General features: G+C 59.7%; 9 protein-coding genes. All 9 read right to left on the reverse strand.

The genetic code is table 11. The annotated features are described in order from the left end of the window. Positions 1-10: 10 nt before the first annotated feature. Entirely contained in the window at positions 11-343 is a 333-nt protein-coding gene (fliE, locus tag LOY51_RS19375) for a flagellar hook-basal body complex protein FliE (protein ID WP_110991860.1), read from the reverse strand. Between the two features lie 106 nt (positions 344-449). Further along, a complete protein-coding gene (locus tag LOY51_RS19380) occupies positions 450-1,820 on the reverse strand; it encodes a sigma-54-dependent transcriptional regulator (RefSeq protein WP_258642653.1) in 1,371 nt (456 codons plus the stop codon). Beyond that, on the reverse strand, positions 1,820-3,037 hold the full coding sequence (locus LOY51_RS19385; protein WP_125859521.1) for a sensor histidine kinase: 1,218 nt from the start codon (positions 3,035-3,037) through the stop codon (positions 1,820-1,822). The genes LOY51_RS19380 and LOY51_RS19385 overlap by 1 nt, the downstream gene beginning before the upstream one ends. A gap of 246 nt (positions 3,038-3,283) precedes the next feature. Further along, the gene (locus LOY51_RS19390) at positions 3,284-8,389 is read right to left on the reverse strand and encodes a glycosyltransferase (RefSeq protein ID WP_258642655.1); all 5,106 of its coding nucleotides are present in this window, start codon (positions 8,387-8,389) and stop codon (positions 3,284-3,286) included. A 100-nt stretch (positions 8,390-8,489) separates the two neighbouring features. Continuing rightward, the gene (locus LOY51_RS19395; protein ID WP_258642657.1) at positions 8,490-9,551 is read right to left on the reverse strand and encodes an NAD-dependent epimerase/dehydratase family protein; all 1,062 of its coding nucleotides are present in this window, start codon (positions 9,549-9,551) and stop codon (positions 8,490-8,492) included. A 62-nt stretch (positions 9,552-9,613) separates the two neighbouring features. Continuing rightward, positions 9,614-10,933, reverse strand: a complete 1,320-nt coding sequence (locus LOY51_RS19400) for an FkbM family methyltransferase (RefSeq protein WP_258642659.1) — start codon at positions 10,931-10,933, stop codon at positions 9,614-9,616. A 92-nt stretch (positions 10,934-11,025) separates the two neighbouring features. Beyond that, positions 11,026-11,940, reverse strand: a complete 915-nt coding sequence (locus LOY51_RS19405; RefSeq protein WP_125859524.1) for a hypothetical protein — start codon at positions 11,938-11,940, stop codon at positions 11,026-11,028. Then, on the reverse strand, positions 11,940-13,220 hold the full coding sequence (locus LOY51_RS19410; RefSeq protein ID WP_258642661.1) for a hypothetical protein: 1,281 nt from the start codon (positions 13,218-13,220) through the stop codon (positions 11,940-11,942). Before LOY51_RS19410 ends, LOY51_RS19405 begins: the two co-directional genes overlap by 1 nt. Continuing rightward, a complete protein-coding gene (locus LOY51_RS19415) occupies positions 13,217-14,197 on the reverse strand; it encodes a hypothetical protein (RefSeq protein WP_190306007.1) in 981 nt (326 codons plus the stop codon). Before LOY51_RS19415 ends, LOY51_RS19410 begins: the two co-directional genes overlap by 4 nt. Between the last annotated feature and the right edge of the window lie 31 nt (positions 14,198-14,228).

The following is a 14,228-nucleotide window of genomic DNA, read 5'->3' on the forward strand; positions in this document are numbered from 1 at the left end:
AACTCTCGCCTTAAACCGGCATCTGCATGATGTCCTGGTACGCTTGCACCAGCTTGTTACGCACTTGGGTCAGCGCCTGGAACGACACGGAGGCCTTCTGCGAGGCGATCATCACATCGGTCAGGTCGACGCCGCTCTTGCCGATTTCGAAGGCGTTGGACAGTTGAGTGGAGGCCTGCTGGGTCTCGCTCACCTTGCCAATGGCCTGGCCGAGCATGTCGGCAAAACTGCTTTGCCCAGGCGCCAGCTCAGGGGCGGCAGCCGCTTTGGGCATGGACATGGCATCGGCCTGCATGGCGCGCATGTCCAGCATCAGACGATTGAATTCAACACCTTGGGTCATGGACTTCTCTCTCCGGCGGCCGCATTTTTTTGACACTCATGCAGCGAATGGGCTGAAACTAGCAAGAGCAGTGCCAGCCAGCCCGCAAACGATTCAAAACAACGCTTCAGCCGAACAGGCTGGCCTCGACATCGAACCCGGCGTCACGCATCTGCGCCAGCTTGTAGCGCAGCGTACGCGGGCTGATGCCCAGACGTTCGGCGGCCTCCTTGCGACGCCCGCGCTCGGCGCGCAAGGTGTCGATGATCATCTGGAATTCGTGACGGCGCATGTCGCCCTCCAGTCCACCCGCCTCGGCGCCTGAATCCAGGCATGATGGCGCAATAGTGGCCTCATTCGAAGGCGACAACGGAATGGCGCCAGCCAGACAGAAATCCGCCGCCTCGATCACGCCGCCCTGCTGCAGAATCAGTGCGCGCTGAATCGCGTTGTCCAGCTCACGCACGTTACCCGGCCAGGCATAGGCCTGCAGGCTAGCCTGCGCCTGGGCGGACAAGCGCACCTGGGCATGGCACATCTTGCGGGCATGGCGCGCCAGCAGGCGCTCGGCCAGCGGCACGATATCGGCTGGGCGCTCGCGCAGGGCCTGCCAGGCCATGGGGAATACCGACAGGCGATAGTAGAGGTCTTCGCGGAAGCGCCCCGCCGCCACTTCCCCTGCCAGATCACGGTTGGTCGTGGCGAGAATGCGGATATCCAGGGCGATGGGCTTGCGCCCGCCAACGCGTTCGACCTCGCGCTCCTGCAACACGCGCAGCAGCTTGGCCTGCAGCCCCAGCGGCATTTCCGAAACTTCATCCAGCAGCAAGGTGCCGCCTTCGGCCTGCTCGAACTTTCCGGCCTGGGCAGCGATGGCGCCGGTGAAGGCGCCCTTTTCATGACCGAACAGCGTGGCCTCGAGCATGTTGTCGGGGATGGCCGCGCAGTTGATCGCCACGAACGGCGCCTGTGCCCGTGGCGACTGCCGGTGGATGTAGCGTGCCAGCACTTCCTTGCCAGTGCCGGACTCGCCCGAGATCAGCACGGTCGAGTCGCTGCGCGCAACCCGCGCCGCCAGCTCCAGCAACTGTCGGCTGGCCAGCTCGCAGGCCACCGGGCCCTCATCATCAGCCACACGCCCGGCAGCATGGCGCTCGACCAGGGTGAGCAACGCCTTGGGCTCGAACGGCTTGACCAGGTAATCGGCAGCGCCCTGGCGCATCGCTTCGACGGCCCGCTCCACGGCAGCGTGCGCAGTCATCAGCAACACGGGCAGCTGTGGTTGCTGGCGGCGCAGCCTGGCCAACAACTGGTGCCCGTCCATACCCGGCATGTTCACATCGCTGACAACCAGGCTGAACACCTCTTTGAGCACCGCCTCCAACGCTTCTTCGCCACTGCCCACGGCCTGGTAGGCGAAGCCGCCGATTTCCAGGGTGTCGCACAGCGCCTGTCGCAGGACGCGATCATCCTCGACCAGCAGCACCTTGATTGCCATCACAAGGCCTCCGCCAGTTGCCCGTCGATCAACGGCAGCTCCACCCGCACGCAGGTGCCACGGCCCACCTTCGAACGCAGTTGCAAACGCCCCTGATGGGCACGCACCACGGCCTTGACCACCGCCAGGCCGAGCCCGGTGCCAGCGGCTTTGGTGGTCAGGAACGGCTCACCCAGGCGCGTCAGCAACTCGGCGTCGATACCGCAGCCTGCATCACTGACGCACAAGTGCAGCGACTGCTCGCGACGGTACAGATGCACCTTCAGACGCGCCGGCTCCTGGCTGGCCTGCAGGGCGTTTTCGATCAGGTTGAGCAAGGCGCCGACCAGGGTATCGCGGTTGCACAGCAACTCACCCAGGTGACTGTCGCACTGCCAGCGCACAGCATGCCCTTGTACATGGACCTGGGCCGCCTGCTGCAGGGCCTGGAACAGCGCTTTTGGCGTGACCCTGTCACCCAGCGGCAGTTCGCCACGGGCGAACACCAGCATGTCGCGCACCTGGTGCTCCAACTCGTGCAGCCGCTCCTTCAGGCTGCCCGCGAAGCGCTGGCGGGTTTGCGCGCTGAGGTCTTGCTCGCTATCGGCCAGGTGGCTGGCGTAAAGCATGGCCGCCGACAGCGGCGTACGAATCTGATGGGCCAGCGAGGCGACCATGCGCCCCAGTGACGACAGGCGTTCGTGGCGAGCCAGCTGATCTTGCAGGCGACGGGTTTCAGTCAGGTCATTGAGCAGCACCAACTGGCCGGGTTCGGCATCCAGCGAACGGGTAGCAATCGACAGGCGGCGGCCGTCGCGCAGCGAGACTTCATGGCCGTCGTCCTTGCGCGGGGCAAAGCTGCGGGCGATCACCTGGCGCCACAACTGGCCGATCAGCGGCTCGCCGAGCAGCTCGCAGGCGGCCGGGTTGGCATCGCGCACCAGGCCCTGGCCATCGATCACGATCACCCCGCCGGGCAACAGGTCCAGCAAGTTCTGCAGGCGGTTGGCCAGGCGTTCCTTTTCACTGAGTTCATCGATGCGCTGGGCGCTGACCACGGCCAGTTCGCCCTTGAGTTCGCTGACCCGGGCTTCAAGCATGCTGTAGGACTGGCTGAGCTGGCTGGACACCTGATTGAACAGGGCAAAGGCTTGCTCGATACCCTGGCGGCTGTCCTGCTCGACCGGGGTCCGCCCCTGCTGATCGGGGGCTCGGGTTACTTGGGCGGCCTGGGGCATCGTGCTCTCTCGCGTGGCTAACCGTCATAAAAACGGTATGTTGCCAGCGGTAAAGCAATAGCCGTGCCGGAGATAGGGATTTGCGGAGACTGCGCCGGCCTCTTCGCGGGTAAACCCGCTCCCACATGTGAGTACTGCGTTGTCCTTGTGGAAGCGGCGGTGCGCCGATGCGATTTACCCGCGAAGAGGCCGGAACAGGCTCACCGCCAGGCCCTCGCCGTAAAGCGCGAGGGCCTCAAGCCGGGCTCAGTCCGGCAGCCAGGCCTTGTGCCAATTGCTCAGGTTATCGCCTTCGAGCATCCAGCCACTCAGCACTGCATTGCGCAGTGCATCGCCCGCCTTGGCCGTGGCGTCAAGATCGCTGATGTGCATGCGGATGGCCTCAACCCAGCTACGGAAACGGTTCTTCACCAAGGTCACCGGCAGGTCGTTGTATCCCTGGTAGCAACGCAGGTCGCTGGCGATCACCGGGAAACCGCAGGCGCCGTACTCCAGCAGGCGCAGGTTGCTCTTGCACTCGTTGAACAGGTTCTGCTCCACGGGCGCCAGGGCCAGGTCCAGATTCATTCTGGCCAGCGTCTGCGGGTAATTCTCAAGCGAAACACCCTCGTGGAACTCATGGATATAGGGCCGCAGCTTGTCCGGGCACATGCCGAAGAACACCCACTCCACCTCGTTGGCCAATTCCTTGACTACGTCGGCGATCACTTCCAGGTCACCGGAGTGGCTCGCCCCACCCGCCCAGCCGACACGCGGCTTGCGCGACTGCCGGCGCTGAGCTTCGAGGCCTTTCCAGAAACGGCCATCCAAGGTGTTGTGCACCACCCGGATATCACCATGCAGACCAGCGAAGGCCTCGGCCAGCGGCTGCGTAGAGACGACGAAGCGGTCCACATACGCCAGGCCACGGCGCAGGGCGCGCAAAATATCCTTGGGCATGTCCGCCCTGTGCACGCTCTTCAGCGGCAGGTTAGGCAAATAGTCGTCCAGCTCGAAGACCTTGAACGCCCGTGAAAACGCGTGCATCCGGCGCATGTGCTCAATCTGCTGGTCGCCGATCTGGCGCTGCAGCACGATGCTGTCCGGCTGGTAACGCTCAAGCTCAGCTGGCGTCAGGTGAGCCCAGGACAGCTGCCCCTCGGCCAGCCCCTCGCGCTTGAGCGCAGCGAGCGGCTGGATCACCCGGTAATTGCCACACCCGCCCTCATCCGCCGCATGGGCCAGGATTGTCGGCAGCGGCTTCCAGGACGACAACGGTCGCCAGCTCAGCTCGGCGCACTCCAGGCCGAAGCCATTGGCGCACGACAGCGAGAAGTTCGGGTTGTAGAACGGATCTCGCGCCAGTGCAGGCAGCCAGCGTGCATACAAGGCGTCTTCTTCCTCGGTGCTGGCCGGCGTTGCGGCGTCCTCACTGAGCAGCATCTGCACACGCGGCGTCCAGACGTTCAGGTAGCCGGCACGGTGCAAACGCAGGCACAGGTCGACATCGGTCCAACGCTGCAGCTCAGGCGTCTCGTCGAAACCGCCCAGCTCCTGGAACAGGCCTTTGTTCACCAGCAGGCACTTGCCACTCACCGCCACATAGTTCTGGTCGATCTGCAGGCGCTGCATGTAACCGGGGGCATCCATCGGCTGACCGGCAAAGGCTTCACCAACCGGGCCGTTCAGGCCGAGCACGAAACCGGCATGGCTGATGGTTGCCTCCCCCGCTACCAGCTTGGCCCCCACTACGCCGACTTCTTGGCGCATGCCGTGGTTGAGCATCTGCTGCAACCAATCGCTATCGAGTACGGCAGCGCCTTCGTCCAGCCACAGCAGGAAGTCACCACGTGCCTGCGCGGCGGCCTGGTTGCGCATGCGCACCGGTGCCATCCCGGCAGGGAAACGCATGCAACGAATGGTATCGACACCGAGCTGGGCAACACCGTCGAGCCAGCTGTTCACCGCAGGGCCGGCATTGTTCGACGCCAGCAGAAGCACCTCGTGGTTGCGATGGGTGCTCTTCTCCAGAATGGTTTCCATGCAACGCTGCGCCCGCTCCGGGCTGTTGCCCTGGAGCAGGATCAGGATGCTGACCGATGCGTCGCTGGAGGCGCCGTAGTCGAGGTCATAACGCCCGGGCAAACGAGATTCGACGCGAGCCTGGGCAAAACCGCGCGCATGCAAATGACGCAGGATCACCCCGCGCTCATCCGGGCAGTCGCGCAGCGACGGGGCATTGCTGATCAACAACGGTTCGCTGATATGCCCCAGCCCCTCGAAACCGGCCGACTCGATCAGGCGCAGGATGTAATCCAGTTCGATAGCCTGGCCCGCCTCCTGGCGGAAGCCACCCATCTTGAGCCACACCTGGCGGTTGAACAGCCAGTGGCGCGACATGCTCGCCGGCAGACTGAGCAGCAGATCAAGGTTCAGATCAGGACGCAGCGCAGCGCCAATTTCCGCGCCACCGGCACGCAGCGCTTCATCACCGTAAACTGCCCGGCAACCTGGCGCTGCCAACAGATCAAGCGCGGCAATCAGCAAGCCGCTCGCAGTGAACTCACTCCCCGCCTCTACCAGCATGAACCAGTCGAACTCACCTGCCTGAACCACCTGGTTGAGCTGGTCGCTCAGGCTGGCATCAGTCAGTCGCAAGCAATGCAGTTCGTTCTGCAGCCCGGTCGAGGGCGCCTCCCCTGCTGTCAACGCGATGATTTTCACTGTGGCATAGAGGCAGTTATCGCGACTCAAGCTTTGCACGGAGGCATTCAATGCATCCATGCGGCCATCAGCGTCCAGCACGATGACGCCGATCACCGGACCGCCCTGATGCGCTTGCAGACGCTGTTCGATCAGACGGCTCTGCATGGCATCCGGAACGCGTTCGTCCAGCCAGTCCTGCAGTGTCGCTGCCTTGGGCTTTCCACCCAGATGCTCGAGCATTTGCTGGCGCCCGCGCTTGATTGCTTCGCTGCCATAGTCGCAATGGCGTGCATACAACTCGCGGTAAAGCGCGGGGTAATCTTTGACTGCCTGTTCCGAACGCCGTGCAGGTGCACTGACATCCCGGCGCATGCGCACTTCCACTGTCTCGCAATGAATATGGTGGAATGCGCTGCGAGCGCTCAAACGCATGAGGAATTCCCAATCCTCCAAACCTGCCAGCGATTCGTCGAAGTCACCCACCGCAAGGGCAAGCGCACGTGGGCAGGCAAAGGTGTTGACCGGGATGTAGTTGTTAACCAGCAAACGCTCCCTGGAGTACGCCTCGTGGGGATAGCGTTGCTCACGCGCCACCTCGCTGCGCTTGCCCGCCGCTATCGTTTCCTCAACGAACACTGCATCCGTATAAACCACGGTGTCGGGGTGCTCAGCCAGGGCTGTAGCCAATGTTTCAAGGTGGTCAGGCAGATACAGGTCGTCATCGTCCAGATAGACGACATACCGGCCACGAGCTAGTCGCAAGGCGCTATTGCGGGCAGCGGCTGGGCCGCGGTTACGGCCTTGGCGGATATAGGTGACAGGGAAATCGTACTCAGCCAGCAGCGATTCGACCGGGGTGCCGTTGTCATTGACCAGGATGACTTCGAAGTCCTTGAAGGACTGCCGGCCAATGCTGTTCAGCGCATCCCTGAGCAGTTCGGGACGGTTGAAGGTGGTGACAATGATGGAGAACATCGCTCGCTCAGCGTCTTCAGCCAGGGCTTCCAGACGCCCGCACAGCTGCCGCACCCGCTTGCCCAACGCAGTACCCTGCTCGTGCGGATAAAGCGTCAGCCTGCGCTTGAGATGCGCAGCAACCTCACGCTCATAGCCTTTCAGGTGCCCCTCGTTGCCACGTTCGAATACGCCCTCGAGAATACAGGTATGCCCTTCCAGCGGCGCCGAGGAAACATAGAACTCATGGGAGTGCTGCGCCGCATGAACGCGATAGCTCACACCCGGCACGGTGGTGAAAACGAAGTCAGGGAACAACTCCCCAAGCTGGACCATGAGCTGCCAGTCACCCGACCCACGAATTCTGACATCACGGCGCCACGCCTTGAAAAAGGCGTCCCGGCGAATGATCGCCGCAGAGGGGGTGATATAGCTGTCGTAAATCAGAAGGTCCGCAACCTCATTACGCCCGCCACTGTAATCTTCACTGCGATGGCCGGGGTGGCTAGGCCCTTCTACAGGATCGCCCTGCTCATCAACCCAACAGATTGGGCTGTAACCCAGGGCATGCTTCGCATTGCTTTCCAGAATAGGGAGCAGGCGCATGACATGACCGGGATTCATATAATCGTCGGCCATGAACAAGACTATGTATTTGCCCTTGGCGACCCAAAAGCCATTCTGAGAACTGTTGCCGGCCCCGAAATTTCGTCGGTTGCGCATATAGCGCACCCGCGTATCAGACGAAAACTCGGCCATGACCGATTGCGTGTTGTCCGTCGAGGCATTGTCCACAACCAGGACTTCAATGCCCTCGACACCCTGATCCAATACGGACCGTACCGCCTGCCCCAAATACCGACCATAGTTGTAGGCCGGAATAACGACGCTCAGCAACGGCGCAACACCACGCACCTCAGAGGCGTCCAGCGCAATGCCCGACGTCAGCGCATTGATCCAGAAATCGACGGTGTAAGGATAAATTCGCTCATCCGGCCGAGCACTGCCCTGCATGAGAAACGAGCGCAGGCGACTCGCCAGTGCCTCGTATTCCGCCCATGCCATGCCATCAAGGAAGGCGAACAAGTCTGCTCTATTGCTAAATACACTGCCGTCTACATAGCAATCACGCGGGAACCACTCTGGCAGCGAAGTGGCTGCGGTATGCACAGGCACGGTGCCCGACAACAGGCAAGACTGCCACTGAGGGGACAACCAATCAGCTAATTCGGGCTCATGATCGCAAAGCGCGAAGTGCGCCCGCTGCAACTCGATATCGTCGCGCCCAAGCACACAGGCCTTGCCTTTGAAAGCGGGGCGCGGGTCCAATTCAGCAAGCGGCAGTTCCAGCGGCTGATTGAGTCGCACCAGGTGCTGGCCTGTGAAAGCCTCTTTGGCAGGTAAAAAGACTCTGTCGAACTGCTCGCACAACTGCGCGTCATCCACCGAGCTCTCTAGCCGCATCAGATAGCGACGCGTACCTGAGGATAAAGTCAGCTCCCCCGTGCCTGCATAAGCCAGCTCGATCAGCAGCACACTGTCATGGTGACCGGCGACGTCCGATGCAGCGATTCGTTCGAAGACAAGGCCGTTGCCGTTGCCATAGGCCTGCAACGGGCCGAGAGGAAACAGGGCCTGCAGCTTCTGCCATTGCTCATCGCTGATGAGGAATGCCTTTTGCTCCTGCCCCAGCTGAACCCCGGCGATACCCACTCGCCAAGGCGCACCCTGGCAACTACCGCCTGCAATTGAGGCCCAATCCATCACGCATCCCCTCTGTCACGGCCTCGCTCACACGCAGCCTCATTGAAATTCAAATGCCATAACCCATGGATTTCGCCCAGACAGCCATGCTGTCGATCGACTGATCCAGGGTGGTCCAGACATCCAGCCCCACCCCGCGGGCCTGGCTGATATCCGGTACATAAAACGAAGGAGCCGTACCCTCGGTACGCCCCATGATCAACACCTGTTTTCCTGGTGCCACTCGCGCGACCACGCGATGTGCCAGATCCGCAATGCTGATCGCCTGATCGGAACCCACGTTGTAGGCTTCGCCGGCTTTGCCGCTCACCAGCAACGCCAGCAGCCAGGCGGCCAAATCTGCGCCGTGCAAGTAACTGCGGACTGCGGTGCCACAAGAGCGGATCACGACCTGATCCGCACACAGGGCATCACGAACAAAGTTGCCAATGGCAAAATGGCCATCGAGCGGCAGGCCTGGCCCGGAAAAGGCAAAGCAACGCGCCATGATTACGTCAATGCCGTGAGTCTGTGCATAAATCGCGCCCAAGGTTTCCTGTGCCCGTTTACCTTCGGCATAGGCGCTCCCTGCGCTGTTGCTGGCACAAGCGCCAGCGAAGCCTTCGGCGATCCCGGCGCCCTGATCTGCCCCTGCCCGCAAAGCCCCATACTGTGCACCCGAGCCGGTCAGGAGCACACGGGCCTGAGTACGCACCGCCAAGTCGAATACCCGGCGCGCGCCGGTGACGATGGTGTCGAAGATTTCCAACGGCTTGCCATGAGCCGCCGAGGACGTTTCGGTTGCCGCATGAATAATCAGGCTCACAGGCTGCCCCGGAACGGCCTGAAGCTCACGCACGTCACCACTGACCCAATGCAGCCAGGCGCAATCACGGTAACCGGGCTGTGCATCGAGAAAACGCGATGGGTTGCGTGACAGAACCGTGACCGTCACCCCTGCGCCTTGCTGGTTCAGTTGTTGAAACAACCCCAACAACCACAAGCCAAAAAAGCCTGTACCGCCGGTGACCAACACATGCTGCCCAGCCAGCGCCTTGTGCAAACCCAAGGTGGAGGGAATGGCCTGCAACGCGCTGCTGATAATGGGTGAATGCAAGGAGAAACTAGGCATGGGCGTCAGGGACTCATGGATATCTGAAACGAGGGATGGGAATGCCGCCGCAGCCCACTGCCCTAATAGAAATACAAGGTGATGTCTTCCAGGATGTCCGCGTATAAACGAATGCCCACTCTGTAGTCACCGCGGATGGACTGCACTTCATCCATCAAGCACCAATAATCGTCGTAACGATGGTAGGCACAGACAGCCAACACGGGCTTGTCGCGCTCGATGATCGTACGCGCCCCCCGCAAGGCAGAGGCTTCCATGCCCTCGATGTCGAGCTTGAACAAGCCAACTTTGCCCGGCACCACGGCATCCAGCGGCACGCCCTGAATGAAAGAGGTGATGTTTGCGGGCACATCACTGCTCAACTCGCCGGCAATGTCATAGGTCAACTCAGGCTGATAGACAGCTCGGCTGGGTACTTCGTCCAGCCCCATGTTGAACAGCCAGACATCAGGGCGATTGGCGACACTCTTGAGCGCTTCGTAGTACGCCGGTAATTCGGGCTCGAACAGCCAAGCCTGCTCGACCGGCCCAAAATGTTTCTCCAGGCGATGCAGGGTATCGCCCGCTGCTGCACCGGCGTCGACAAAGCGCGCCGCTTGTTCTGGCCGTACAAATGCCTTGTCGAAATACTCTTCATCCCAAGGCGACTTGGCCTGTTCTGCACAGGCGATCGACAGGCGAATTCGCATGCCGATCAACGCATCAAAAACCTGGCGTGACGGCTCATCGTCCAGGCACAGGAACGCAGAGATGAAGCGCCAAGGGTCACGCAACGGCGCTTCGACAAAACTTGAAAATTGCTCGCTACCCAAGCCCGGCCCCGGGCCATCAAGTGCGTACAGAAACTCATGCATGTTGACCAGGCGAATCCCCGGCACCTGGCTCAATTGCCTGGAAATGGCGTTGCCATGCCGGCCACTGGCAATAACGACGACGGCGTTCTCAAGTGAAAGACTGGAAGGATGAGAGATCGAAAGCCCTTCCAATGAACCTCCGTCCTTGGCGCGGTCATTGTCGATAAATCCTTTGACCTCAAGATTCAGCAATTGCGCGTGACGTGCCAAGCGCAAACCGACCTTGAAGGCGCCAAAGATATAGAACCCCTCATTCAGCCAGTCGCGTGCCTGGCGCTTGAACGCCGCCAAATCGGCCAGGCCGGCCTGCGAGTCCAGCAAGCGCTTGATATTGGGGTAGTCATCAAGGCGCGATAGAGCCTGCAGCCTTGATGGCTGCCTGACCACGATATGGTCTTGAGCATCACGCAGAAGCGCATCCGACCAGCAAACCGGCACACGCTGGCCTGACGCAAGTGCGAAGGAATAGATGCCACCTTTCTGCATCTTGGAAAAATCGGCACCGCACAAGGACAAGCCAGCATTCATCTTATTACCTGCCTAACAGATCAGAACGGCCAGGGGCTGCCATCCTGCAACAAAAATCAAACCAAGCACCTGAAAAAATGCGCTCGCCCTTGTCAATCAATAACGACGTTGAAAAGTGCATGGGCGCGTTGCGGGTACAAATCCACCAAGCGCGGCCTTATACGCTCCAGCCTCTCGGCAATCCATTGATTCAAGATCGGGTTTGGATCGAGCAGTAGCTTTTCCTTTGCAATCGTGGCGCTACTGTTAATCTCGACATAGCGCCGGGCAATATCCAGCACCTGCGCATCATCAAGATAATTCAACATCACCGAAACATCAGCCGGCGGCACATCGAGACGATCGAGCGCATACTCAATCGCCAATATATCGTTGATGCTTTGCAAATAGGTACGCAGCCTGACATTGCCTGGCTCGACAAGGTAGTACTGAAGCCGTCCATACGTTGTTACAAACCGGCGTTTGCAAAAATCATAGACGCGCAGAAAGTGCTTCATCTCCGAAAAATTATCTCGAACGGTACCCAGCCGATCGGTCAGCACACCGCCACCGTAATAAAACATATCGGAAAAAATCGAGGCCACCTTGGGTGAGGTGTTACCAGGCACCACAGAAACATCAAACGCACGATCATGAACTGTCAGTGAGTTCAGGTGATGAGGATAGTCCTGAGCGAAAACCGCCTCAGGCATATCCACAAATTTCAACGAACACAACTCACTATCAGCCAGCAGCAAATTCACCTGCCCGGCAATATGCGCCGCCCCCAGCAGAGGGGTTTTATTATTGATGACGTCGTACTGATCTGAGCTTATGGCCTTCAGTGGCTGGTAAAATGCCAGCAAATCATAATCAGACGAAGCATTGCCCATACCAAGAGGAATGGAGCCCATCAGCGAGTAGCACAAAATGCGCACTGGACAGTGCCGCTCCATTCGCTCAATGACATCGTCCACCTGCTGCTGCAAATCAGGCTTCGCACACACATCAATTAGTTGCGCACGCATTATCGAGCCACCCACTCATCCAGTACAAAATCACACGCATCCGGCACATCGCCCGACCGTGCGAAGCGGTCGGAAATGCGATACAAATCCCTGACAGCTCGGTCAAACTCGCTTTCTTGATAACCGTGCTGAACTGAACACCCCAGCACGGCAAACGCTTGTGCCAATGGCTCAAGATCAGCGCTTTCTGCCCGCAGTCGAACGCCGCTGAGGCTAACCCTGCCGGTCTCACTGAAATTTTTCAGCACGAGGGCGCGGCATGACTTGAGCAACGTCTCATAAAAAGCGCTGTCTGCCCGATAGGGAACTCTCAGAAAGTACGAATGCATCACCGGATAAGGCAGCTCGGTGATGTTGGAACGCAGCATACAATCGATCAGTGCTTTCAACGCAGGCCGATTGAGGTAAGCCTCATAGTCCGCATTAGCCAGTTTGAGCGGAACCAGTGAGCGCTTGCGATGGATCAGGAAAGCCGCACGGTGCTTGCCGCTGTCCATGTTGAAGTGGCTTTCATCACTGTTCCAATCCGCGTTGACCGCATGATTCACGAAGAACAAGGGATCGACCGACTCGGTTTGCCGCATGCGCTCATACACCTGCCTACGGCTTCTAAGCACGTTTTCCACCCACGCGTCTGTCTGCGCGATGCCGAATTGATCAGCCGCGTTGCGACAGTAGAGGTCCATGTAATGGTTCGGGGTTGCGTCAGCCTCGCCATCGAACCACTTGAACAGCTCCAGGTAGGGGAACAGGGTAAACACCGGGCTGTCCTTGAACAGCCCATTGCCGTTTCGCCGTGCACAGACCAACCAGGCGGGTATCCACGCCAGCACCTCAGCGTCGTCGGCACTGATCAGCGCATCATCCTTGTACTCCGGACGAAACAGCCCATGCAAAGCGGGAACTTCGACGGGCAAGGTCAGTTGCTCGTCGATGATGGCGTTGTGAACACTTGCCATCTGCGCCCGCTCTTCAGCGGATCGCCAAGCCATGTTGGAGCCGTTTACCGGGCAAAAGACAACCCGCTCGAACCCCTCTGCCGCCAAACTCAGTGCAATGCTTTCGTGCTCGAAAATATTGTTTACGCAGACGATAACGAGTGCCGTCTTGTCTGCATCGGCGACACGGCTGACCGGCACCCCCTCGTGATGGGTTATCTCGGCAGCACGCTTGTCAATAAAGCCGATAACATTGCAGCGCCCCTTCAGGTAGCGCGAGACCATCGTTCCACGATGGGCGGCACCGTACAGAACTACCGGCGTATCAGACGTCAGCATCATAGCGGGCATACCCCTTCGAGCAGGCGCAGGAACTCAGCGTCTGGCTCACGCTCGAGTACCGGGAATGACATGAACGCCGGATGCTTGACCACAGCCGGGAGCGACTGCAACTGCCTGCAGTAATCCATCAGCGCCTGCGCCTGGTGCTCTCTGAAATAAGCGTCCCACTCCGCTCGCTTCATTTTCAGCGGAATGCCATCGAAGCCCTGACGCTCCAGATAGAAAGCACGATGAGAGCCATCGAGGATATTGAAGCGATGCAAGGCGCCATCAAACACCGCAACCGACGCAGCCTCGCGATAATAGTGCCCCATATCGAAGAAGGTTTTCGCGCGATAGAAGTCCAATTGCTCTTGGGTAAACAGTTCATCACAAGGCAGTAGCGCCTTGACCGCCGGATCATCCAGCCGGACATTGGTCGCCTTGTCGATAACGTCCTGCTCCTGGCCTTGCCATTTGAAGTAATCAGCGTAATCGTGCTCGATGCCTTCGTAGGATCGCCTTACGGTGTAGACATAGTCCTTGTGCACGATGGCAGTCACATAATCTGAAAACGCGCTCAACAGGTAGTCGCCGGCACGTACGGTATACAGTTCGTCAAAACTGCAGAACGGCACTGCATAATCACCCGAATAAAATGCGTTCCATGCCTGCGTCATGGCCGCCGCCCTTTCCCCACGAAGAAACACGGGCAGGTGCAATACCCTGTCGTAGCCGACGCTGTGCAAGGCACGTGCAATGGCCGGGTGGGCAAGGCCATTGCCTATCGCCACGAACACCAGCGCATTGCCAGTGCTTTGAATGCACGCCTCCACCGTCATCACCGGGACCGGCGCATTCGTTACGCCTTGCGGGTTGCGATCGATGATGGCGCGCACATTCACGCCGCTTTGCATCAAGCGCCGGCAAAAACCAACACCTATCTGACCGCCACCGTAGATAACGACTGGCTCGTCTATCGTCGAAGGTTTATTCATTGACCGCACGTCCAATTTCCTTGCAAAGCGA

Source organism: Pseudomonas sichuanensis, assembly GCF_024749065.1.
Classification (GTDB): domain Bacteria; phylum Pseudomonadota; class Gammaproteobacteria; order Pseudomonadales; family Pseudomonadaceae; genus Aquipseudomonas; species Aquipseudomonas sichuanensis.